We start from the raw sequence: 22,486 nt of genomic DNA, 5'->3' as shown, positions 1-22,486 counted from the left end.
CGGACGCCAACCCGGGGATCGACTCCGGCAGTTGCCGGCCTGCAGCCGCGGCACAGTGGGTCGCCGGGGACTCGAACCCCGAACCCTTCGAGCCAACTAGGAGAAGGAAGCCCGCCCATAACCGCACAGACGGAAAGCGGACGCGCTACTCAGTCGAATGCTCTGCCAGTTGAGCTAGCGACCCAGATGTCGATCATCGCACGGGCCGAGTTGGCAAGACCATCGGGTTTCGCCTTCCACCGGTCCCCGGCGCCCCGTCCCGCCCGCAGGGCCGACACGAACTGGGGAGCCGATAATGCCATCCGAACTCGATCTGCTGCGGTCGCTCGACGACGAGCCGCCACTCCTTCCACAGTGGACATCCGGCGGGCCATCGCCGCCGGGCGCCGCCGCCGGACACGACGCGCCGCCGGATACGCCGGTGTCGCGACGGTGACCGCACTCGCCGTCGCCGGTGTCGCGGTCGCGGTCGCGGTCGCGGGCGGAGTGTTCGACGCCGCACCACCACCTACCGCGGCGACCGGTACGCCGCGCACCGCCGCTCCCGCACCACCGAAAGCGGAGTACACGATCCCGGGCATCGCCGGCTGGAGCGCCCCGACGGCGACACCGCCCACCAGTTGCAGGCTTGAGCGGTTGCCCGCACCGGCCCTAGCTCCACACCCGCCGGAACCCGGCAACGCACCGATGGCACTGGTGTCCGGCGCAGACCCGACCGGCCGGTACATCGTCGGACACACGTACCCGAAGGGCGGCAGCTACCAGGCGGTCATCTGGCACAACGGCAAGGGCGAGAAGGTGATGCTCCCCGGGGATCTGGAGGAATCGCTGCAGGACGTCAATTCGACGGGTACCGCGGTCGGCTGGAGCTACGTCGGCGACAGCGAGGCGGACACCGGCCCGGTCCCGTACGTCTACCACGACGGCAAGGTGGCAAAGCTGCCGGGCGTACGGCGCGGATCCGCGTACGCGATCAACGAGGCCGGGGCGGTCATGGGCGACGACAACGCCCAGGCCGCGCTGGTCTGGCCGTCCGCGACCGCGCAGCCGATCCGGCTGCCGGTGCCCGCCGGCACGTCGGAGGCCACGGCCAGCGACATCGACGAGGACGGCACAACGGTCGGCGCGGTCGGCGCGGTCGGCACCGTCGACAATGCCCGACCGTACGTCTGGTTCTCGGACGGCACCCACCGAGTGCTTCCGATGCCGAGCCTCGGCGGTGCGCAGGCCGCGACCGCCCGGGTCTTCAGCATCCGGAACGGCTGGGCGACCGGGGTGGCCACCAACCTCCTCCGTGAGGCGGGGGTCGACCCGAAGCCTCGTACCATCGCCGGACAGTCCGACGACGCGACGGGCACCATCCAGGCGGTCGTCTGGCGCTGCCAGTGACGGAAGCCGGCAGATCCTTCGCCGCAGCGGCCTCGTGGGCATTAGGACGGCGGTTGGCCTTCGCTCGAGTACGCGATGATCCTCAGGTGTAGATCCGCTAGTCCGCGGCTCGTGCGGTATCTCCGCGAGGGCCGGTGCGAGGGCGGGTCTCGACCGCAACAGATGCGCTCCGAGAAGCGCATCTGTCACATCGGCGGTCAGACCGGCAGGGTGCGCAACCGGGGCAGGGCCGCGATGGCCACGCCGCGGCTGGTCAGGGCGTCGGTGTTGGCGATTGCCCGCTCGTAGGGGACGCGCGGCTCGGGCCGGCCGGGCAGGTAGCCGATCAGCCGCATGTCGGTGCCGACCTTGCCGGGATAGGCCTCGCAGGTGATGTAGACGGGGTAGATGTGGCGCGGGTTGTCGTCGAACTCCCAGCGATGCGAACACGACGGGACCAGCTTGACGACCAGCGTCTCGTAGCTGCGGATCTGGTCGCGCACCAGCAGATCGATGCCGTTGACCAGATTGGCCCGGGCCCGGGCGCCGATCGCGATCGCGTAGATCTCGGCGATCGCGAGACCGATCGCGTCGGCGGCCGGCCGGCTCTGCACCGCCTCCAGGTACGCAGTGGCCAAGGCGGCGCAACTGGTGGCGTTCTGCGCCCACAGCTGCCGCACCGTGGGGCTCATGTTGTCGATGTCGCTGAACTCGATGGTGTGAGTACGGGCGCACGCCTTGACCTCGGCGCTGGCGAGCCCGTCGATGTGGTTGAGGATCTCCTGCTCGGACGCCTCGACCGCGGCGATGATCTGCCGGACCGCCGCGTCCAGGTCGCCGGAACCGCCCCCGCTGTTCAGCGCCGCCCCGGCCACCGCGATGATCGCGCCGACCCAGTCGAAGGCCATGATGCTCACGTCACCGCCGGTCGTCCGCGGGGTCTCCGCGGCCGCCGGCCGGGCCGCCCCGGCGACGCCGACGGCGACCGCGACGGCGCCCGCCACGACTGCCCGCACCAGCTTCGCACGCATGGCGACACCTCCTTTCCAATGCCCGGCGGGCGGAGGTCGCCCGCCGGGCAAAGGTTGCCAGGCATGGACGTAGCTGTCTTCGTCATCGGTGACAAGTCCCACCCGTCCCGGCACCGCCGCGACTGTCACATCTGACAACGACCCGACCCACGGCAGCATCACGTGGGACGGGTTCGACATCCGCGCGGCCGACCCAGCCCAGATACGCAACCGGCTCACCGCCGACTTCCAGGACCCCGGAGACCGGTGTGATGCTCCGGCGGTCAGCGGCAGCGGGCCGCACTGGCCCGCGCGTTCCTGCGCGATCGAGGCGACCTGCTCATCCTCGACGTACCGTCGGCCGTCGCGCCACCGTCCGCTGATTGCTCACCCGAACCCGCCCGAGGGCATGTCGCCGGAGGACCGGCGGCACGCCCTCGTCTGTGCATCAGGAGTACGTCGGAGGTGTGCAATAGACCTCGGAGTGTGGTCCGTGACCGAATCCGTGAGGATGTTTTCCACGTGGTAAGCGGTTACGTGGTAAACAGTGTCGCCTGCACAGCCGCCGCCAGGCGGATCGGCCGCGACCTGTTGGGGTGCCGCGCCTCCCCGGACGGGGATCTTGCTTGCGACGTCGTCGACCTTGAATGTTTTCTTGAACGTCCAGGTCCTCGTTTGGACCTGGACGCTGGCCTGACTTCCGGTCCGGTTGTCGGAGGCAAGCGCAGGAGTTGCCACCACGGCCAGGACGGCGGCCATGGCAACACCCAAACTCACCCATCCGCGACTCTTACCAAGATGCATGTTCGCTCCGCGCTGACGAGTGGTGCGGAAGCGGTCCCCGGGGTTCGATCCTTGGCGGCTCCGCAGGGCAACTAGATCACAGTGCTACTTACAGATCCCTTTCAATCGCCTCGCACCGCCGCCACACCACTCCTCGCGGCGGGATTCAGCCCCAGCGGGCCAGCAGGGCGGCGCAGTAGGCGTTGACGTCCTGCGGGGCGACCGGGGTACGGACGCGTTCCACCTCGGCCACCGCGCCGGCCACCGGGTCGGCCCACTGCCGGAGGAAGATCCAGCCCCCGGCATGCGACTGGTGCCGGGCGTCGCCGGTCGGGCCGATACCGCTGACATCGCGGCGCAGCTCCGGGCGGCCCCAGCGCCGCCGGTAGACGTTCCGGACGAAGGTGCCGGCCAGCAGCCGCATGTCGTCGTCGGTGAAGACCCGGGGCAACGCCGGGGTCGCATGGTAGAGGCGGGCGAAGTCGATGTCGATGAGCGCGTGGGTGACGTCCTCCGGCCGGGGCACCGCCCGGTACCCGGGCCGGTAGCGCGACACGTCGGTCTCCGGATCACCAGTCGGCTGCCAGCCCCGGTGGACGTGCCCGAACGACGGCCAGTACGGCCAACTGAACGCGCCGTCCTCGGCCCGCAGTTGCCGGCGCAGAGTCCGGGCCACGGCGGCGGCCCGGTCGACGTACCCCCGGTCCCCGGTCACGGCCGCGAGCTGGATCAGCGTACGGCCGACCGCGAGGAACTCATTGGTGGGCAGTTCGGCACCGGCGAACGACACGGGCTCGTCCGGCAGCCAGGTGTAGTAACCCTCGCCCTCGGCGGAGAGCCGCCACTGCTCGTCGTGCACGTCGAGCGCCTCGTGCACGGCGGCCAGGTAATCGTCGACCCGGGCGGCGACCCCGGCCGGAACGAGGTCCGGCCGTTCGCGGGCCAGCCGGGCGAGCCCGGCTATCGGAAAGGTGATCATCCCGGTCTGGGCCGCCAGCCCCACCCGGGCCGGCTGGACCCGATAGCTGCCGGGGCGGAGCCGGCGGGCGGGGTCGGCGGCACCGGCCGGCTCCGGTCCGGGCAACAGCCGCACCGTCGTGCCGTCCTGCCAGGTGTACTGCTGGTAGGCGATCCGGTCGGCCCGTCGCGCACCGGCGGGATCCAGGTCGAGCCCGGTCAGTACGGTCTCCGGGCGGCCCGGCTCGGCTCGGCGTACGGCGAGGGTGAAGGTGTCCTCGACGTCGGGCGTGACGGTGACGGTGGCCCGGAACGCGTGCGGCGGGCAGATCCGCACCTCCAGCGCGGGAGCACCCCGCAGATCCGGCACGGTGGCGGTGGCCACGGTGAACCTGCCCGACGACCCCCAGACCGGCAGGACACGCCCACGGAAGTCCGGGACACCCCGGACCGAGTCCCGGACGCCCAGCACGAGGTCGACGGTCCGGGCGAGCCGGTGGACGTACTCGGGATCGCCGGTGATCTCGGCCATCACCAGGTAGCTCTGCATCCGCCAGGAGCTGCCCCAGCCCACGGCGCCGGCCTCGTTGTGCTCCGGGCTCGGCCGTCCGGCCAGTTCGGCGTCGATTTCCTCGAACCGGGCCCGGCGTCGACTCGCGGTCGGTGGGGTGCCGCGGCGCCGGGCTGTCCAGAGCATCGACGGATGCTATCAGGAACCGGCGCGCCGGAAGGTTACGTCTGGCGACCGGCCGGCCGGTACGGTTACCCGCCAGGTCAGCTCGCTCGGGCGAGTTCGGTGAATCGCAGCGGCGACCCGCATCGTGGATAGGCTGGCCTCGATTCGAGTCAAGCCGTCCTGCGGTCGTGATGGTCACGCCGGACCTGGACGAGTACGGCGGCCGGCGTCGACCTGCGCCCAGCGGTCGACCGACCGGGACCCACCGGGGCCGCCCCGGCTGGGCCGGCTCGCGACGCACCCCGTTCGCGCTCGCCCTCGGCCGGTCGCTCGGTGGCGGACTGACCGGCGCTCCGGACGCGAGCGGGCGGGCGATGCCGCCGCGCCACGTGACCGGTCCACCCGCCGAGGTGGAGGCAACCGGCCGGAACGGGTTCCGCGCGGCGGTGCCTCGGACGACGTTGCAAGAACCGCAGGCCGGCCTGCCGATGAGCGGCACCACGGCAACGAGTAGACGTGCTGCCCGATGTCGGCGTGCAGTGGGAGGCCGTGAACAATACGGCTGGTGCGAGTCGAGCGTCTGAGTTTCTTCGTCGAGTCTGTCCGGGCCGTCCCTGAAGGTTGGTGCCTGGAGGGCGAGCCGGGGTATCACCCGCGGCATCGGGCTCGTCCCGGGGACCGTTTCGACCGTGTCTGCCGCGAGCATGGCGGGGAAGAGCGGGACGTGAACCTGGTGGTGGTCGAGCTCAACAAGTCCTACGCCGTCGTCACCGGTTCCGGCGGTGACAAGATCCGGCCCGACGACGTCCTCTCCGGACAACGGCGGGTGGAACATGACGACCGGGCTGGCGGAGGACTGCGGTACCGGACCGACATGACGGAGAGCCTGGCCCGGACTCTGGGGTTACCCGCGCTCGACGTGGCCGGGGTTGGATCCGACTGGCGGCCTGCCGAGACCGCGCTGGGTGCCGCACTTCCCAACGACTACAAGCGTTTCATCAACGCTCATGGTGCCGGCCGCATTGACGATCACATCACCGTGTGCGCCGCCGACGGGCCGCACGACGGGGTAGATCTGGTGCGGCACAACATCTGGGCTCAGGAGTGCGTTCGCCTGGACTTCGGAGGACTGGACAACCTTGTCGATCGCTGGCACCTGGGTGACGCGTCGCAGTGGGAGCCGGGCCGTACCGAGGTCCCTCCCTGGTTCGAGCCCGGTGACAACCTCATCTCGTGGGGATACACCGGCAGCGGCGACTTTCTCTTCTGGCACGTCAAGCCTGGTGTGGCAGCCGACGACTGGCCAGTGGTGTTCAAGGAGGAAGGGCCGTACTGGGAGCAGTACCAGGTGAGCTTCTCCGCAGCCCTGGTCGGCCTGTTGACCGGCGAGATTCAGTCCGAGTACCTGAGCCGGCGGCTGGGAGGTCCCCACTCCTACAGGCTGTGAAGCCAGCCGTTGGCGATGCCGAGCCGCCGGTGTCTTGGGCCACGCGCCAGCCACGGTCAGTTGCCCGCTCATAGCTGCCCGCATGCGGGTTACTGGTTGATTCTCAGGTGTTCGTCGAGGGCCGCGACAAGCCTGTTGGTCAGGCTGGGCGCGGTGTTGGTGGTCCACCGCTGTACGAGCGTGAGGAAGGTACTGAGCTGCTGTTGGGCCGAGATGAGCAGGCTCGGCAGTTCATTGAGAGGGATCTCGATGAACTGGGAACTGTCCTGGTCACTTTGCCGGAGCCAGATGGCCTGATCATGGAATTCGAGCTGGGGCGTCGGATCGTGCCCGAGCCAGAGGTCTTGCCCACGGGCCACGTCCCACCAGTCGCGCCAGTTCTCCAGGCCGAAACAGCAACCGGGTGCGACCTGGACGTCGGTGGTGGTGTCGCGGAAGCGTAGTCCGCCCGGAGCGATCAGGGCTTCGGCTTCGGCCAGGTGCTCGTTCAAGAGATCCGCTGTCAGGTCCCGGATAGAGTCGACCGAGATTTGGTTGTAGCTGACAATAACTGCTATCGCCGTGCCGACTTCGGCCGGCGACATCTGGCCAGAGAGCATCAGAAGGCGGTCGCTGGAGGGCTCGGCGATCGGCCAGGCGGCGAACTCCAGCACGTCGTAGGTTTCCAGGACAACATCGACAACCAGCACGTCCGCAAGTATCCCGCTATCCACAAGCCGGGCCGGCCACCCGTCGGCGACGGCATCCGATGATCCAGAAGTACCACCGGGGCAGGCCTGACGCGATCTTCGAAATGCCAGTTCACTGTCGTTGGACGAGTTTGGGCACGGCACCTGCCGCCGCCGTCAGGCCCTGCCTGTGCAGGATGTCACGGTCGGCCGCGATCGTCGGCACCGCCGACGCCGGTCAGGTGGCCGACTCGCCCGTCCTGATGTCCTCGCCGCTGCGCCAGAACTGCGTGCATGCCCAGAGGCCGAACACCATCGCCGTTACGCCGATCGACAGCAGCACGATCGTGGTGACGGTGGCCTCCTGGATGTCGTCGGCATCGCCGAAGTCGTCGGCCGGGAGGTACGCCAGGTTCCACCAGATCAGCGCGCCCGCCACGATCATCAGCATCGCGACCCCGCAGATCCACAGGTCGAACCGCCACCGGTAGGAGAACGAGCGCCAGAACGGCTGCACCCTGCGCACGACACGACCGTCCGGGTTCCTGGCCGCCTGCCGCCGGTACCAGCGGGCGTAGGAGGTCTTCTTGACCAGCGAGCCGAGAACGGCGCCGTTCACCGGCGCGATGATCGCGCCCCAGAGGAACCAGACGAAGAAGATCTCAAAGTCCCAGTCCAGGGTCCAGGGAAGGACGAGCAGTGCGACGGTCAGCGCCGAGAGCCCGATGAACCACGCCAGGTGCAACGGCGTGGACAGGAGACGGATCTCCGACTCGAAACTCCCCGCGGGAGCCTTCCTGCCCCGTTGCTGTTTCGACACCCCGATCGATCCCCGCCGGGTGTACTCCAGCATCCACATCGCGCACATCAGGAGCATCCCGACCCAGGCGAACACGAACGGGTTGTTGATCACGCCCAGCAGCCCGTCCGAAACGTCGGCCTGCTCCTGCTCGGTGTGCCAGGACACCAGCGTGAGTCCCCCGGGAAGCAGCGTTGCCAGGAAGAAGAGCACGCACAGCAGAAGGACGATCCACCAGAGGGCGTTGGGCCGTCCCGTACCGCCCCCCAGTTTGCGGCCCTTGCCGAGGACCTTGTACCCGATCATGTTCGTGGGGTTGCCCCTGCCCATGGCGGTCCTTTCTCGTGGCTGGATCGCCGTGGCTGCTGGAACCTCGACGGTCACGGTGGTAGGAGTCAGGCGGTGCGTGCGGCTGCGCAGGCACGCCTTCGGAAGCTGTCGAAGACGTCGATCGGGTGGTCACCGTAGTCTTCCCACGGCCTGCCGGACGCGTCGGTGCCCAACTGGCGGACCAGCGCCCACAGCTCCGGCTGCTCGTGCTCGCACACCGGCACCCCGCGCCGGGTTGTCGATTTTCGAGGCGAGCACCCACAGCCCGCGGCCGAGCACCAGCACGGTCGACACAACGCCGATCGCGATCTTCACGGCGGTGATGGGGGACTCCGTGAACGCGTGGACGTTGAACAAGGCCGATGCGCCCATGCCGACGAGCATCGCCACCGGGACAATGCTGATCAGCAGCACCCATGACACGGCGCGCGAGAACAGACTCACAGGTGGCAGCCCTCTTGCGCCGTGTCATGGGTAACCGCGCCGGTTTGCCTGTTATGACCAAGCCCGCGTGCCCGATGCGGCGGGTTGCGGGTTCACCCGGCACCGCGCCGGTCGCTGTCGCTGTCCGGCCGGCCGAGCAGCGCCGCCAGGTGCCGCCCCAAGCCCGGCGACGTGCCTCGGGTCGCTTCAGTTGGTCCAGATGACCGGGCCGTCGCGGTACTCGTCGCCTTCGTCGAACTTCGCGGCCGTGACAGGCGTGCCGGGCGTGGCGCTGAGCGAGCAGGTCTCGTACGACGCACCCTTGGTGGTGAAGTCCTTGGGCGCGCTCTCCCGGTCGCACTTGCCTGGGATCTCACCGATCAGCACGACGCCAGTGCCGGCGCCACCGTCCAGCACACCGTCCAGCTTCAGCGACGTGTACGACAGGTCGGTGCCGCCGACGTTCTCCACCTTCATCTTGATGAAGTAGGGCGTCATACCCTTTGCCTTCGCGCCGAAGGCGGCCATGTCGGCCGTGGCGCCCTTCTCGATCGCCGTGACGGTCACGGCGATGGTGCCCTTCTTCTTGCTCGTGTACTCGAACGGCAGGACAGCCCTGCCGCCGATCTTGAGTTTTGTGCCCGGCGCAGTGACGTCACCCTTGACGGGAACGGCACTGTCGTCACCGCCGCCAGCGGCCGCACTCGCGCTGCTCGGCCCGGACGGGACTGGGGCCGCCGGCGGCGAGTCCTGCACCGCTGGCCCCTCCCCGTCGCCACCACAGGCCGAGAGCCCGAGCCCGATGGTGGCCAGAACAGCCGCGATCACGGTACGTCCCTTGTGCACTTTTACCTCACCGGTAACCAGAGCTGTCCGCTACGACAGCCTCGAACGTTCGATTGACTCGAGAAATGACCGGCAACACAGCCAGACACCTCAGTGGCGGCTTGGCCCCACGCGCGTCGCCGAGAAGCCGACGTGGAGGTCCAACGACGTGGAGGTCCAACCCGACGCGGCAGCAACAAAACGGGTGCTACAAGCCGCTCTGGTCCCAGAATGACGTATGCCGGTACATAACTGGCACACGCCGAGAATACGAGGCTAATGGGGGACTTTCGGCAGCACGGATCAGTGGATCTTGGCACCCACGGTGGCCGCCTCGCGGGCCAGACGATCGGCGGCGGCGTCATCGCCTGCGGCGGCGTACAGCCGGGCGAGTTTGTCCAGCACACTGGCCAGCAGGTACGGGTAGTTGATACTGCGGGCCACCTCGACGGCGTGTTCTCCCTGCCTGATCGCGGCGGGAAGGTCCTCGTCGTGCAGGGCGGATTCGAGCAGGTCGACGAGAACGCGGGTCTCGAACATGGGGTCATGGAGCGCTCGCGCGATCTCCACGCCTTCGAGGAGCCGCTGGCGCGCATCGACATGCTCGCCTCGGGCCAGGTGGAGACAGCCCCAGGCATGGGCCACATAAAACCCACCGGAGGTCCCGACGTCGCCGGCACAGGTGGACAGCTCGGTGAAGGTCTCCTCCGCCTCGGCACGGCGACCGAGTGCGAGCTGCGCCTGGCCGAGCCAGTACGTGTCCCGCGCGATCAAGGTCCGGATTCTCTGTTCCCTCGCTCCGCCAAGGATCTCGGTGAAGACCTCCACCGCGACGTCGGGCCTCCCCGCCTGCAGGTGAGCGAGGCCGACCTGCGAGTACGCGTGCAGTGCCGCCGCTGCCTGCCCGCTGGCGTTGAGTCGTTCGTACGCCTCGCCACCGGCCGCGATCGCCTCCGTCAAACGTCCGTTGGGCACGAGGAAGAACGGGGCGTTGCTCAGGGCCTCCAGGTAGCCCCGCTGGTCGCCGATCCGCTCGAACAGGCGCATGGCCTCGGTATTGGACTCCTCCGCCGGGCCGTACCGGCGCCGGGTGTAACGCAGTCCGGCCATCGAGATCAGTAGCCTGGCCTGGCCCCGCAGGTTTCCCACAGCCTTGGCCAGCGCCATCGCCGTTTCGTAGCACTCCTGCCAGTCGTCGAAGTACCGCTCCGTCTCGAACAGCGCGTGCGCGCCCACGGCCAGCTCCCAGCAGAGCTCGTCCCTGCCGAGCGCCGCAGCCTGCCGCACGCCGGCTACCAGCGCGATCCGCTCCGAGTCCAGCGACGACATGGGCGGGACGGAAGGCGGCAGGCTTGCCGCCACCCGCTCCGGCTGCCAGCGCGGAGCGTCCCGCTGGAACATGTTCTGGCCCATGTGGTCGCGGTCTGCGATGTCCGTGAGGGCAACGAGGGCGCTGAGGGCGCGCTCGATGGCCGCGTGCCGGGTCGCCGTCGACTCCTCGTCCTCCGCGCGCTCCCTGGCGTACGCGCGGATCAGGTCGTGGAAGCCGTAGCGCGCCTGGCCATTCGGTGTTCCGGTGACGTCGAGCAGGTGGACGTCGACCAGCTCGTCGAGAAGTTCCTGGGCGGCGCGCAGTTCGGCGTCGAGTACGGCCGCCGCCGCCCAGAGTGGGAAGTCGGGTGCCTCCAGGAGCCCGAGGAGCCGGAACAGCTGTCGCGCCTCGGGTCGGAGCCCTTCGTAGCTCAGCCCGAAGCTGGCCCGTACTTCGAGATCGCGGTAGCGGAGCGCGTCCAGCCGATGCTGTTCGTCGGCCAACCGCGACACGAGGTCCGGGAGGCGCCAATGCGGTCGCGACGCCAGGAGCGAGCCGACGATCCGCAGAGCGAGCGGCAGCCGTGCGCACAGCCGTACCAGGGCGGAAAGCTCCGGTTGGCCCGCCGAGGCCAGTCGGTCGTCCGTGCTGTTGCGCAGCAGGGCCAGGCTGTCGGCCTCGGACATCTCGCCGAGCTCGACCCGGCGCGCACCACCGAGACCGCCGAACCGTACCCGGCCGGTGACGATCACCCCACACGTCCCGCTCGCCGGTATCAAGGGCGCCAACTGCGCCTCGTCGAGCGCGTCGTCGAGTACCACCAGGATCCGGCGTTCCGCGAGCAGACTCCGGTAGCGCTCCGCACGCTCCTCCGGATCATCCGGCACCGCGGTGGCGGGGACACCCAGCGCCCGCAGGAAGCGGCCGAGCACGATGGCCGGGTCGACCGGCTCGGCACGCGTGCCGGCCAGCACCGCGAAGAGCTGCCCGTCGGCATAGACGGACCTGAGGCGATGCGCGGCCTTCACCGCGAGCGCGGTCTTGCCGGTCCCACCCGGGCCCGAAATCGTCACCACCGCAGCCGGCTCGTCGCAGGCGCGAGCCTCGCGGAGCACCGCATCGATCTCCGCCAACTCGACCCGCTGTCCAGTGAAGTCGCCGAGCGCCGGAGGCAGCATCCGGGGCCTGGCAGCGTCGGCGCCGTTGGCACTCTGAACTTCCCGCGCGCCGGTCGCGGCCGCCGGATCCAGTGCGGGGTCCTCGCCGAGGATGGCCTGGTGCAGGTTCCGCAACTGCTGCCCGGGGTCCAACCCGGTCTCCTCGACCAGGACGTCACGGGCCTGGAGATAGACCCCCAGCGCTTCCGCCCGCCTGCCACAGCGATACAGCGCGAGCATGAGCTGGGCCCACATCCGCTCGCGGAACGGGTGTTCCTTCGTCAGCGCGGTCAGCTCGCCCAGAAGTTCGCCGTGCCGGGCGAGCCGAAGGTCGACCTCGATCCGCTCTTCAAGTACGCAGAGCCGTAGTTCGTCCAGGCGTGCAGCCTCCGCGACCAGCGCGGAGATGTCGGCGAGCCCGGCGAACGCGGGCCCCCGCCAGAAACGCAAGGCCTCATCGAAGAGGCGGCGCGACTGCTCAAGGTCCCCGGCCGCCAGCGCCGTTCGGGCCATGACCGCCAGATCCTCGAAACGTGCCGCGTCCAGTTCGTGCCGGCCCGCACGCAACAGATAGCCGGAGCCCTCCCGGGTGATACGCCCCGGATCCCCCAGGCACTGCCGGAGCCGGTGAACATACGTCTGCACGTTCTTGGCGGCGCTCTTCGGCTGCTCCTCGCCCCAGATCGCTTCCGCGAGCGCGGCTGCGGCGACCGGCCGGCCCGACCGGCACAGCAACACCGCCAGGAGTACCCGTGCTTTCGGCGTGCCCAGATCCAGCGGTACACCCGCCCGCCACACCGCCAGCGAGCCCAGTACCCCGAATTCCACAGCCGCCCCTCCCGCCCTCGGCGGTAACTGTAATGGCCGGCCGGATCAGCGATCTCCCTCGCGGGCGCGTCCACGCCCGACGTGCCGGAGACGGCCTTCGCCGCGCTCACCGGCGGCAGGCCGTCCGCCATCGATGAGTCCGGCCCGCCGTCCCTGGCAGCGACTCGTGCGGTAGCGCAAGTAACACTATTTGGATAGCACCTTGACGACATCACCTTTACGCAATAGCTTGGTATCACTGCTACCACGATGCGAGGGAGCATTATCCGATGTCTGTCGTCCTCATCACCGGAGCCGCCACCGGGATCGGCAACCTGACCGCCCGCGCCCTGGCCGGCGCCGGCCACACCGTCTACGCGAGCATGCGGGATGTCTGCGGTGGTAATGCCGCGCATGCGGCCGCGATGCGGGCACACGCCCGGGAGTCCGGCACCGACCTGCACGTCGTCGAACTGGACGTCACATCGCAGGACTCCGCCGACGCCGCCGTGCGCAGCGTCATCGAAGGACACGGCGGCCTCGACGTGGTGATCAACAACGCCGGGCACCTGTACGTCGGCTACGTCGAGGCGTTCACCGACCAGGACGTCACGCGTCTGATCGACGTCAATGCCGTCGGCGCGCACCGTGTCAACCGTGCGGTCCTGCCGCACTTCCGGCGGCGGCGGGCCGGGGTGCTGATGTACGTGGGCAGCACCATCCCCGTCACGACCCCGCCGTTTCTCGGCCCGTACGTGGTGAGCAAGGCCGCCATGGACGCGCTCGCCGTGACGACCGCCTACGAGGCCAACGCGTTCGGCATCGAGACCGTCATCGTCATGCCGGGCGCCATCACCGAGGGCACCGAACATTTCCCGAACGCGAGCCGGGCGAGCGACCAGGACGTCACGGCGGCCTACGCCGGGCTCGACCAGCTCGTCGAACGCAATGAACGCGCCACCGCCGCGCTGCTCAAGCACCCGCTGATGGGCGCTGCCGGCGTCGCCGCGGAAATCGTCCGCGTCCTGGACCTGCCCTTCGGCGACAAGCCGTTTCGGACCGTGATCGACGACGCCCACGCCGGCGTGGAACACGTCAACGAGGTCGCGTACCAGACCCGCGCCGACTTCGTTCGGCGGTTGGGTTGCCCCGAGTTGCTCGCCCCGGCCCGTTCCTGACCTACCGAAACCAGAGAAGGAGAACATTGTGCCCTCCAAGCAGAGCCGGGTTGCCGTCGTGACCGGAGGATCCCGCGGGATCGGCCGGGCCGTCGCGCTGAGGCTCGCCGCCGACGGTCAGGACGTGGTCGTCGGCTACGCCGATAACGAGACCGAGGCGAAATCCACGGTCGCGGCGATCGAGACCACCGGGGGTCGCGCCGTAGCGGTCCAGGTGGACGTGGCCGACGAGAACGGGGTCACGGCACTGTTCGACACCGCCGAGCGGTCGTTCGGCGGGGTGGACGTTGTCGTGAACGCGGCTGGCGTGATGATCCTCAAACCGGTAGCCCAGTTGGACCTCGACGAGTTCGACCGGATGCACCGCACCAACCTGCGCGGCGCCTTCGTCGTCGCCCGCGAAGCGACCAGTCGTCTGCGCGCGGGCGGCGCGATCATCAACCTCTCCACCTCGGTCACCCGGCTCAACCTGCCCAGCTACGCCGCGTACGCCGCGAGCAAGGCAGCCGTGGGGGCCCTCAGCCCGATCCTGGCCAAGGAGCTGCGCGGCCGGGACATCACCGTCAACGCCGTGGCTCCTGGCCCCACGGCGACCGCGCTGTTCCTCGAGGGCAAGAGCGACGACCTCATCCAGAGCATCGCGAAGCAGAACCCGATGGAACGGCTCGGCCGCCCGGACGACATCGCCGAAGTGGTGTCCCTGCTCGCCGGCCACGGGCGATGGATCAACGGGCAGACCATCTTCGTCAACGGCGGCGCTGCCTGACGAACCGCGGACCACTCAGCTAGCCGCCCTCGGCGGCACGAGGAGGAGAAGACAGATGGCTCAGCAGATCCACGGCTCCGCAACCGCACCGACGCCGGCCACGCCTGCGGCGCGCGCCACAGCGTCATCCTCTGGCCAATTCGTACGCTTCACTCTTATCGCAGCCGTCATCGCTGCGGCCGCGGCGTTCCTCAGCGAGGCAGTCGGGCTACCCGCCTGGGCGATGTTCGTCGGCTGGGTGGCCTGGTTCACCCGCCCGGCCTCGGCTCTGCACGGTGTGCACGCCGTCATCAGTCTGTGGGCGGGAATGCTGCTGGCCGTGGCCGGGCACCTCATCGTCGCCTTCCTGTCCCCGTCGATCGGGGTGGCGGCGCTGCCCGTCGCGGTGTTCGTGCTCGCCTGCGTCGCCGTCGGCATGCGTACCACACCCGTGCTCGACAACATGCTCGCCTGGTTCGTCGGCCTCGTCGCGTTCTTCGCTCTGCACCCCGAGAACATGCTGACCGGGCTGTTCACGTTGATCGCGGCCAGCACCGTCGGCGCGGGCGCCGGCTACGCCTGCCAGCGCCTGCAGCAGCGATTCGGCGCCTGAGTGGCGCGGAAGAGCCGGCACCGCAGTTCGACGGGCCGGCGGCAACCCGGCTCGGTGTGCCGCGGTGCCGGCTCGATCGCCCACCACAACAGCTACGACCGGCCAAGAGTGCAGGGTCAGGTGCGTGATCTGGCGATGAGCCGCGCTGCCGCTCGCGCGGCGAGCCGGCCGACAGGACCCCTTTTGCGGAGTCGGCCGACAAGACCCTTTCCAAGGAGGCAAATTCATGTCCCATCGACCGTTTCGACGCGCCGCGACGGGCCCGAGCCTGATCACCGCGCTCGCCCTGACGGCCTGCTCGCCCGATCATCAGCCGATGACCAACCCCGGCAACGAGCAGCCGAGCACCACCCGCAGTGACGGCCCGGTCGCGACGCTCGGCGAACCCACCGAGATCGCCAACGGCCTCGACGCGCCGTGGGGGTTGACCTTCCTTCCCGACGGATCCGCGCTGGTGTCGCAGCGGATCAGCGGTGACATCGTCCGAGTCCCGGCCGGTGGTGGCACGCCGCAGACAGTCGGTGCGGTACCCGGTGTGGTGGCCAGTTCCGAGGGCGGCCTGCTCGGCATCGCCGCCTCACGCGACTTCGCCACCGATCGCACGGTCTACGCCTCGGTCTCCGGTGCGCAGGAGAACACCATCGTCGCCCTACGCGTCGCCGACGACTTCCGATCGCTGCGGCAGGACCGAGTACTACTCGACGGCATCCAGACCGCCGACCGCCACCACGGCGGGCGCATCGTGATCGGCCCGGACGGCAACCTCTGGATCGGCACCGGCGACGCGTTCGAGCCGGAGAACGCTGCCGACGAGGCCGCGCTCAACGGCAAGGTCCTGCGGATCCGCCCGGACGGCTCCATCCCGCGAGACAACCCCTCGCCCGACTCTCCGATCTACTCCTCCGGGCACCGCAACGTCCAGGGGATCGCCTTCGGGCCCGACGGCACGGCATACGGTTCCGAACTGGGCCACCGCACCTGGGACGAGGTCAACGTGCTCCGGCCGGGGCAGGACTACGGCTGGCCGGAAACCGAGGGTGTGCAGGGCAGCACCGGAGTGTCGCCGATCTTCACCGTGCACCCCGATGACGCCTCGCCCTCGGGTGTCGCCTACGCCGCCGGATCACTCTGGATCGGCGCGCTCGGCGGTCAACGTCTGTGGCAACTACCGGTCGCCGGCAACGCCGCGACCGGGGACGCCGTCGAGCACTTCGAGGGCGAACACGGACGGATCCGTACCGTCGAGGTCGCCCCCGACGGGGCGCTTTGGCTGGTCACCTCCAACACCGACCGCGCCACCTGGGGCGGAACCGATCCGCGTCCGGGTGACGATCGCATCCTGCGCGTCGAGGTGCAACCACGCTGAGCGCGCGTACTCAGCCCACAGGACCAGCGGTATCGGTTGGTGACGAACCAGTCACCATCTGTGTGGTACACCACGATCCCGGCGACGCTCCGCAGCTCGTCGGCATGAGGAGGTAACGGCCGATGTACATTACGGCCATGCCCGCCAAGGCCCCCCGCGAACGCATCATCGAGGCCACGGCGGCCCTACTTTCCGAAGGTGGCCGCGACGCCGTCTCCACGCGCACCGTCTGCGCGGCGGCCCGAGTGCAAGCGCCAGCCATCTACCGGCTGTTCGGCGACATGCAAGGCCTGCTCGACGCCGCCGGCAGCTTCGGTCTCGCCACCTACCTGGCCCAGAAGACCGCGATCGAGGACAGCGACGATCCCGTCGAGGATCTGCGCGCCGGATGGGATCTCCACGTCGAATTCGGCCTCGCTCAGCCGGCGTTCTACACCCTCATCTTCGGCGACGTGCGTCCCGGCCACGAATCCCCGGCCGCGGGACAAGCCGCCGCCATCCTCGCCCACCGGGTCAACCGCATCGCCCAGGCCGGCCGGCTTCGCATCACCGAGGAACGCGCCGCCCAGCTCGTTCACTCCACCGGCAAAGGCGTGACGCTCACGCTCATCGCCACGCCACCGGAGAAACGCGACCTGGCTCTTTCCACGATCGCCCGCGAGTCGATCCTGGCCGCCATCACCACCGACACCGTCACCGCGGCCGCCTCCACTGGTCTGCTCAACGCCGCCGTCTCGCTACAGGCCCACCTCGACGAGGCGACCGTCCTCACCGACGGAGAACGCATGCTGCTCGGCGAATGGTTACACCGCATAGGCAAGCACTGAGTCACCGTCGACCAACGCCTGTTCGTGGGTACGACGATGCCGTCCGAGCACGGTTCACGTCACACCCGGGCCGACCCGTGATCGGCGCGGAGGAACGCTGGCGTGAGCACGCCCCGACGCATCCGTCGTACCGCTGCCGGATCGCCGCCGAGCCGGTGTACTGGCCGACAAGGCCCGCCCGGGCCGCCTCGATCATGTGCCCTTGGCGAGGATGCCCAGCTTGGCCAGGACGGCGCCGTAGAGCCGCGCGACCGTCGTCTTGCCGCTGCCGGGCGGGCCCGCGAAGACCAGGTGCCGGCTCATCGGCGGCGAGCACGGGCGCGAAAGCCCGCCGAACGTCGCCGCCATCGGGCATGAACACCAGCAGGACCGGTGTCGGGCTGTCGGCGACGCGGGCGCGGTAGGGCGCGTCGGTGACCGGAACGACGTAGCTCATTGGTCCTCTTCCGGTTGACGCTTCGCCGCCCCTGGTGGGCGTACCGTCGGCTTCGTCCGCTATGCCCGGCAACTGCATCGAGGTACACCGGCGTCGAACATCTTCGAAAAAATCTGGGCGTGCTTGTCGATTGGGGCTGATCGTTTTCGTAGCCCTGGTGAGAGCCCGGCACCAAGCCGGTCCATACCCCCGCTGGAGGGCACCATGACCACCGCTGTGAACACGACCCGCGCCACCACTTCGACCATCGGTGCGCTGATCCGGACCGGTGTCGTCGCCGCGGTTGCCGCGAGTGCCGCCACCATGGCCGTCGCCGCCGCCGGTCGCGCCGCAGGGATCAGCCTCGATCTGGCCGGCGCCCCGATTCCGGTCGCGGGCTTCGGCATGCTGACCGCTGTTTTCTCGTTGATCGGCGTGGTCATCGCCGCGCTGCTGGCCCGGTTCGCCCGGCGTCCGCGCCGCACGTTCGTCCGCACGACGGTGGCGCTGACCGTCCTGTCGCTGGTGCCGGACGTGATCGCCGACGCCGGGACGGCCACCAAGGCGCTGCTGATGCTCACCCACCTGGTCGCGGCCGTGATCGTGATCCCCGCTGTCGCGCGCCGCCTGGCCGCCTGACCTGTCGCCATCCCAACGTCGAGCTACCGGAGGACCGTCATGAGGCAGTACCTGCTTTCCGTGCACTTCGTCGAGGGCGCGCCGGCGCCGTCTGACGAGGAGATGCAGACCATGTTCAGGGAGACCGATCGGATAAACGACGAGTTGCGGGCCGCCGGTGCCTGGGTCTTCGGCGGCGGACTCCTGTCGCCGGACAGCGCCACCGTCGTCCGAAACGAGAACGGCACCACCACCATGAGCGATGGGCCGTTCGCCGAGACGAAGGAGCACATCGCCGGATTCTGGGTCATCAAGTGCGCGGACCTGGACCAGGCGCTGGCCTGGGCCGAGAAGTGCGCGGCGGCCTGCGGGCCGGTCGAGGTGCGCCCCTTCGACGACCTGTCCCAAGCCTGAACAGGAGCCGGTCACCCGACATGGACCTGGCGAGCATCTACCGCGCGGAGTACGGCCGCTGCGTCGCCACCCTGGCCCGCCTCCTCGGTGACATCAACCTCGCCGAGGAGGCGGTCCAGGACGCCTTCACCACAGCGTTGCAGAAGTGGCAGACCCCGCCGCCGAACCCGGGCGCCTGGATCGTGACCACCGCACGCAACCGGGCCGTCGACCGGCTCCGCCGGGACTCGACCCGCGAGGCCCGGCACGCCCAGGCCCTACTGCTGCACCAACAGGACCAGCCCCAGGAGGTGGGACCGGTGAAAGACGACCAGCTACGACTCATCTTCACCTGCTGCCATCCGGCGCTCGCTCCTGACGCGCGGACCGCCCTCACGCTCCGCCTGCTCGGCGGCCTCGAAGTACCGGAGATCGCCCGCGCCTACCTGGTCCAGGAGGCGACCGTCGCGCAGCGGATCGTGCGCGCCAAGAAGAAGATCCGCGACGCCGGCATCCCTTACCGGGTACCCGCCGAACATGAGCTGCCGGACCGGCTGCCGCCGGTGCTCACCGTGCTCTACCTGATGTTCAACGAGGGCTACGCGTCCACCGCCGGACCGTTGATCAGAACGGACCTGTCCACCGAGGCAATCCGGCTCGCCCGTGAACTCGCCGCGTTGATGCCCGACGAGCCCGAGGTCCTCGGCCTGCTCGCCCTGCTGCTGCTGACCGAGGCGCGCCGTCCGGCCCGGCTCGACCCGACCGGCAAACTGGTGCTGCTCGCCGACCAGGATCGGTCGTTGTGGAATCGGACACTAATCGCCGAGGGCCACGACCTGGTCCGCCGTTGCCTGCGGCGCAACCGGCCCGGCCCGTACCAGATCCAGGCCGCGATCAGCGCGGTGCACACCGACGGCGCCGCCACCGACTGGCCGCAGGTCCTGGCACTCTACGACCAACTCCTCGCGCTCGCGCCGACCCCGATCGTCACGCTCAACCGTGCGGTCGCCGTCGCCGAGGTGCACGGACCGGCGGTGGCCCTCGCCGCGTTGGAGGACGTCGATCTCCCGGGCTACCACCGGCTGCCGGCCACCCGGGCCGAACTGCTGGCCCGGCTCGGACGCGACGCCGAGGCCCGAGCCGCCTACGACCAGGCCATCGCACTGGCCACCAACGAGACCGAACGTGCCTTCCTGCAGACCCGCCGTACCGAACTCACACCCGCAAGGAGAGCATCATGACCGTCACCTACACCTTCGACGTCTTCTCCAGCCTCGACGGCTTCGGCACCAACAGCGGCAACTGGGGCGGCTACTGGGGCAAGCAAGGCCCCGAACTGCTCGACCACCGCCTCGCCGTGTACAGCGAGAAGCAGCGGATGGTCTTCGGCGCCAACACGTACCGGGCGTTCGCCCGGATGCTGGCCGCGAGCACCGAGGAGTCCGAGGTGCGTGACCCATGGGTCACCCGGATGAGGAACCTGCCGGCAACGGTGGTGTCGAGCGCCCTGGAAGGATCCCTCGACTGGCCGGACGCGACCGTCGTGCGCGGCGACGCCGTCGACGTCGTCGCCCGGCTCAAGGAGGAGTCCGAGGTGCCGTTGCGCTCGCACGGCAGCCTGTCGTTGAACCGGGCGCTGATGGCGGCCGGCCTGGTCGACCGCGTCCAGGTGACCCTCTTCCCCGTGATCACCGGTCAGACCGGGACGGAACCGATCTTCCAGCAGGCGGCCGACTTCGACCTTGAGCTGATCGAGAGTCGGACGCTCGACGGTCGCACCCAGGAACTCATCTACCGGCCCACCCTGCATGCCTGAATCGCCCGCGTCCCCGTACCCCGCCACGCGCGTGTCCCCTACCCCGGCCACGCGGTGGAACCTGACCCGCAGTTTCCACCACCGTCACCCGCGGCCGAACTGATTCGCCGCGTCAAGGACACCGGCCGCCTGCGCCCCGACGTTGTCCTGGCTGACGTAATATTCACGATCATGGCTAACAACGGCATTCACGCAAGTACACCGGCGGGGCGCCCACAATTCTGCGACGAATTCATCGACGGAAACCGTCGTGTTGACGCGGACGGCCAGTAGCGACAGCACTCCCCCTACGTGGTTCCGCCGACCATGAGCGCCTGCTGACCGTCATGCAAGCGCAACGGTCCGAGCAAGCAGAAGTGCATCACCATGCACCCGTAGACATTTCCGGCCACGGATTCTCGGTCACGGCCTGGGTTCCCCGGATCCCTCCGACCATTTCAAGATCATTCGATGAGCCATCGACAACTATAGCAGAGCGGGACGCGGATGTTGACTGGGTGAACAGACTGTTGCCGCCCCACACGATTCCCGCCCTGGTCATCCGGCAGCGGCCCCGCGACAGCGGTGTTCAACCGCTCAATCTGGGCGGTTGCGCCTCCCCGGCCGGCGGCTCTCCCGACGGCCTCGCCCAGAGCAGGAAGAGCAGGCCAAGCAGGCAGAGGACCATCCCGGAGGCGTATGCGAACCGGTAGCCGAACTGTTGGGAGATCCCGAGCAGCGGCCCGGAGAGAACGGCGCCGAGCGTGTACGAGTTGGCGAACAGCGTGGTGGCCTGTCCAGGATGCCGGGGCAGCATCTCCTGCATGTAGGAGATGCCCACACTCGCCACCGCTGCGATGAAGGCCGCGTTGAGGCACTGCGCAAGGGCCAGCACCCAGACGCTCGACGCCACGGTGACCACCGCGTAGTACCCGACGCCGCACGCCGCCCCGGCCAGCACCAGGGTGCGTACGGGCACGCGCGTCGTCAGCAATCCCAGACCGAGCATCAGCGGTATCTCCAGTGCGGCGCAGAGCCCGAGGATGAACCCGGCGTCGCTGGCATCGCCGTCGAGCTCAGCGTCGATGAACAACGACAGGGCCTGCAGACCCAGCGTGAGCGGGCATTGCAGCATCGTGAACGCCGCCGTGGTCAGCACCAGCGTCCACCGCGCAGCTACCCGCCCGGAGACGGCAGAACCGACCGAGTCGGCGGACATCGCAGCTGCGGGCGCGCGAAGGTCCTCCGGACCGGCGCTCGCCACCACCACCGCCGCCAGCCCGAACAGCACCGCTGCGGCACCGTAGACGTACGGAAATCCGCCCGCGTCCAGCAGGAGCGCCCCGAACGGCGGTCCAGCGACCCAGGCCAGCGCAAAGATCGTCCGCAGCGTGCTGGTGCCCATGGCGGCCCGGCCGGGATCGTCGCGGGTCAGCGCCTCGCGGGCGTAGGCGAACAACTGGGGAAACAACGCCCCGGCCAGCGCCGACAGGGTTGCCGCCAGCGCGAGCAGGATCCAGTAGTCCCGCACGAACGCGGTCAAGCACATGCCGGCCCCGCCGGCGGCCGCCGTGACGATCACCAGCGTCTTGCGCATCGGCCGTCGATCGGAGAGCCATCCGACCAGTGTCGACACCAGCACACCGGCCAGCGGCGAGACGATCAGGAACAGGGAGACCCTGGCTGGGTCCGCTTGGACCTCGGTGCCCAGGAACAGAGCGAGGAACGGCACGGTGACGGCCGACGACACGCCGACGGCGAGCGCCGCCACTCCCAGCGGCAACAGCGTGCAAGTGAATCCCCGCCGCCGCACCACAGTACTCATTGACATTTGCCGATGCTATCGGCCCACCTCACGGCCCCGCATTGCGGCGGCCCCCGGACCGGTACATCGACTCGATTGACAGTCGGACGAAGCCCGCGCTAGTTTGCCGTCGTCCCCGGGGTACCCACACGCGCTCTTTGACAAATAGG

20 protein-coding genes, 1 tRNA gene and 1 pseudogene are annotated in these 22,486 nt (G+C 69.3%); 11 read left to right on the top strand and 11 right to left on the bottom strand.

The genetic code is table 11. The annotated features are described in order from the left end of the window. Nucleotides 1-56: 56 nt before the first annotated feature. Nucleotides 57-184 (bottom strand) — tRNA-OTHER (locus tag R6Y94_RS31755). 170 nt (nt 185-354) lie between these two features. Here R6Y94_RS31755 and R6Y94_RS31750 point away from each other — a divergent pair. After that, nucleotides 355-1,389, top strand: a complete 1,035-nt coding sequence (locus R6Y94_RS31750; protein ID WP_318399602.1) for a hypothetical protein — start codon at nt 355-357, stop codon at nt 1,387-1,389. A 197-nt stretch (nt 1,390-1,586) separates the two neighbouring features. Here the strand turns inward: R6Y94_RS31750 and R6Y94_RS31745 are convergent, their stop codons facing one another. Together R6Y94_RS31745 and R6Y94_RS31740 are read right to left on the bottom strand one after the other, a co-directional pair. Then, nucleotides 1,587-2,399 (bottom strand): hypothetical protein, encoded by an 813-nt coding sequence (locus tag R6Y94_RS31745; RefSeq protein WP_318399600.1) that lies wholly within the window; start codon nt 2,397-2,399, stop codon nt 1,587-1,589. A 928-nt stretch (nt 2,400-3,327) separates the two neighbouring features. Beyond that, entirely contained in the window at nt 3,328-4,815 is a 1,488-nt protein-coding gene (locus tag R6Y94_RS31740; protein ID WP_318399598.1) for a hypothetical protein, read from the bottom strand. Nucleotides 4,816-5,518: 703 nt separating this feature from the next. On the opposite strand from R6Y94_RS31740, the gene R6Y94_RS31735 reads away from it, so the two are divergent. Beyond that, a complete protein-coding gene (locus R6Y94_RS31735; protein WP_318399596.1) occupies nt 5,519-6,241 on the top strand; it encodes an SMI1/KNR4 family protein in 723 nt (240 codons plus the stop codon). Nucleotides 6,242-6,330: 89 nt separating this feature from the next. On the opposite strand, the gene R6Y94_RS31730 is transcribed toward R6Y94_RS31735, so the two are convergent. From R6Y94_RS31730 to R6Y94_RS31710, 5 genes are all read right to left on the bottom strand, one after another. Continuing rightward, nucleotides 6,331-6,930, bottom strand: coding sequence for a hypothetical protein (locus R6Y94_RS31730; protein WP_318399595.1), 600 nt, complete (start codon nt 6,928-6,930; stop codon nt 6,331-6,333). Between the two features lie 217 nt (nt 6,931-7,147). After that, nucleotides 7,148-8,038, bottom strand: a complete 891-nt coding sequence (locus tag R6Y94_RS31725) for a hypothetical protein (RefSeq protein ID WP_318399593.1) — start codon at nt 8,036-8,038, stop codon at nt 7,148-7,150. A gap of 129 nt (nt 8,039-8,167) precedes the next feature. After that, nucleotides 8,168-8,452, bottom strand: coding sequence for a hypothetical protein (locus R6Y94_RS31720; RefSeq protein WP_318399592.1), 285 nt, complete (start codon nt 8,450-8,452; stop codon nt 8,168-8,170). A 216-nt stretch (nt 8,453-8,668) separates the two neighbouring features. Further along, nucleotides 8,669-9,289 (bottom strand): hypothetical protein, encoded by a 621-nt coding sequence (locus R6Y94_RS31715; RefSeq protein WP_318399590.1) that lies wholly within the window; start codon nt 9,287-9,289, stop codon nt 8,669-8,671. A gap of 300 nt (nt 9,290-9,589) precedes the next feature. Next, entirely contained in the window at nt 9,590-12,583 is a 2,994-nt protein-coding gene (locus R6Y94_RS31710) for an AfsR/SARP family transcriptional regulator (protein WP_318399588.1), read from the bottom strand. A gap of 269 nt (nt 12,584-12,852) precedes the next feature. On the opposite strand from R6Y94_RS31710, the gene R6Y94_RS31705 reads away from it, so the two are divergent. The 5 genes from R6Y94_RS31705 to R6Y94_RS31685 all read left to right on the top strand — a co-directional run bounded on the left by R6Y94_RS31705 (nt 12,853) and on the right by R6Y94_RS31685 (nt 17,291). Beyond that, nucleotides 12,853-13,740 carry an SDR family NAD(P)-dependent oxidoreductase gene (locus R6Y94_RS31705; protein ID WP_318399587.1) on the top strand — a complete coding sequence of 296 codons (888 nt, stop codon included), beginning with the start codon at nt 12,853-12,855 and terminating at the stop codon, nt 13,738-13,740. Nucleotides 13,741-13,768: 28 nt separating this feature from the next. Continuing rightward, nucleotides 13,769-14,506 carry an SDR family oxidoreductase gene (locus R6Y94_RS31700; protein ID WP_318399585.1) on the top strand — a complete coding sequence of 246 codons (738 nt, stop codon included), beginning with the start codon at nt 13,769-13,771 and terminating at the stop codon, nt 14,504-14,506. A gap of 55 nt (nt 14,507-14,561) precedes the next feature. Next, a complete protein-coding gene (locus tag R6Y94_RS31695) occupies nt 14,562-15,098 on the top strand; it encodes a DUF1097 domain-containing protein (protein ID WP_318399584.1) in 537 nt (178 codons plus the stop codon). Between the two features lie 226 nt (nt 15,099-15,324). After that, nucleotides 15,325-16,464 carry a PQQ-dependent sugar dehydrogenase gene (locus R6Y94_RS31690; RefSeq protein ID WP_318399582.1) on the top strand — a complete coding sequence of 380 codons (1,140 nt, stop codon included), beginning with the start codon at nt 15,325-15,327 and terminating at the stop codon, nt 16,462-16,464. Between the two features lie 137 nt (nt 16,465-16,601). Beyond that, entirely contained in the window at nt 16,602-17,291 is a 690-nt protein-coding gene (locus tag R6Y94_RS31685; RefSeq protein ID WP_318399581.1) for a TetR/AcrR family transcriptional regulator, read from the top strand. Between the two features lie 136 nt (nt 17,292-17,427). On the opposite strand, the pseudogene R6Y94_RS31680 reads toward R6Y94_RS31685, so the two are convergent. Continuing rightward, nucleotides 17,428-17,600: pseudogene (locus R6Y94_RS31680) on the bottom strand (ATP-binding protein); the annotation flags it as partial. 331 nt (nt 17,601-17,931) lie between these two features. Here R6Y94_RS31680 and R6Y94_RS31675 point away from each other — a divergent pair. Genes R6Y94_RS31675 through R6Y94_RS31660 form a run of 4 tightly spaced genes read left to right on the top strand, consistent with a single transcriptional unit; the run spans nt 17,932 to nt 20,533 of the window. Further along, a complete protein-coding gene (locus R6Y94_RS31675; RefSeq protein WP_318399579.1) occupies nt 17,932-18,345 on the top strand; it encodes a DUF6069 family protein in 414 nt (137 codons plus the stop codon). A 39-nt stretch (nt 18,346-18,384) separates the two neighbouring features. Then, nucleotides 18,385-18,738: a YciI family protein gene (locus R6Y94_RS31670; RefSeq protein ID WP_318399578.1), complete on the top strand. Its 354-nt coding sequence runs from the start codon at nt 18,385-18,387 to the stop codon at nt 18,736-18,738. Nucleotides 18,739-18,758: 20 nt separating this feature from the next. Then, nucleotides 18,759-19,958, top strand: a complete 1,200-nt coding sequence (locus R6Y94_RS31665; protein ID WP_318399576.1) for an RNA polymerase sigma factor — start codon at nt 18,759-18,761, stop codon at nt 19,956-19,958. Next, nucleotides 19,955-20,533, top strand: a complete 579-nt coding sequence (locus R6Y94_RS31660; protein WP_318399574.1) for a dihydrofolate reductase family protein — start codon at nt 19,955-19,957, stop codon at nt 20,531-20,533. The genes R6Y94_RS31665 and R6Y94_RS31660 overlap by 4 nt, the downstream gene beginning before the upstream one ends. 84 nt (nt 20,534-20,617) lie before the next feature. On the opposite strand, the gene R6Y94_RS31655 is transcribed toward R6Y94_RS31660, so the two are convergent. Both R6Y94_RS31655 and R6Y94_RS31650 read right to left on the bottom strand, forming a co-directional pair. Beyond that, on the bottom strand, nt 20,618-20,815 hold the full coding sequence (locus R6Y94_RS31655; RefSeq protein ID WP_318399573.1) for a hypothetical protein: 198 nt from the start codon (nt 20,813-20,815) through the stop codon (nt 20,618-20,620). Between the two features lie 286 nt (nt 20,816-21,101). Next, nucleotides 21,102-22,343 (bottom strand): sugar efflux transporter, encoded by a 1,242-nt coding sequence (locus tag R6Y94_RS31650; protein ID WP_318399571.1) that lies wholly within the window; start codon nt 22,341-22,343, stop codon nt 21,102-21,104. Nucleotides 22,344-22,486: the final 143 nt, after the last annotated feature.

It is taken from the genome of Plantactinospora sp. KLBMP9567 (assembly GCF_033446045.1).
Classification (GTDB): Bacteria; Actinomycetota; Actinomycetes; order Mycobacteriales; family Micromonosporaceae; genus Plantactinospora.
The sequence above is the reverse complement of the archived record's forward strand: the minus strand, read 5'-3'. Positions and strand labels throughout refer to the sequence as shown.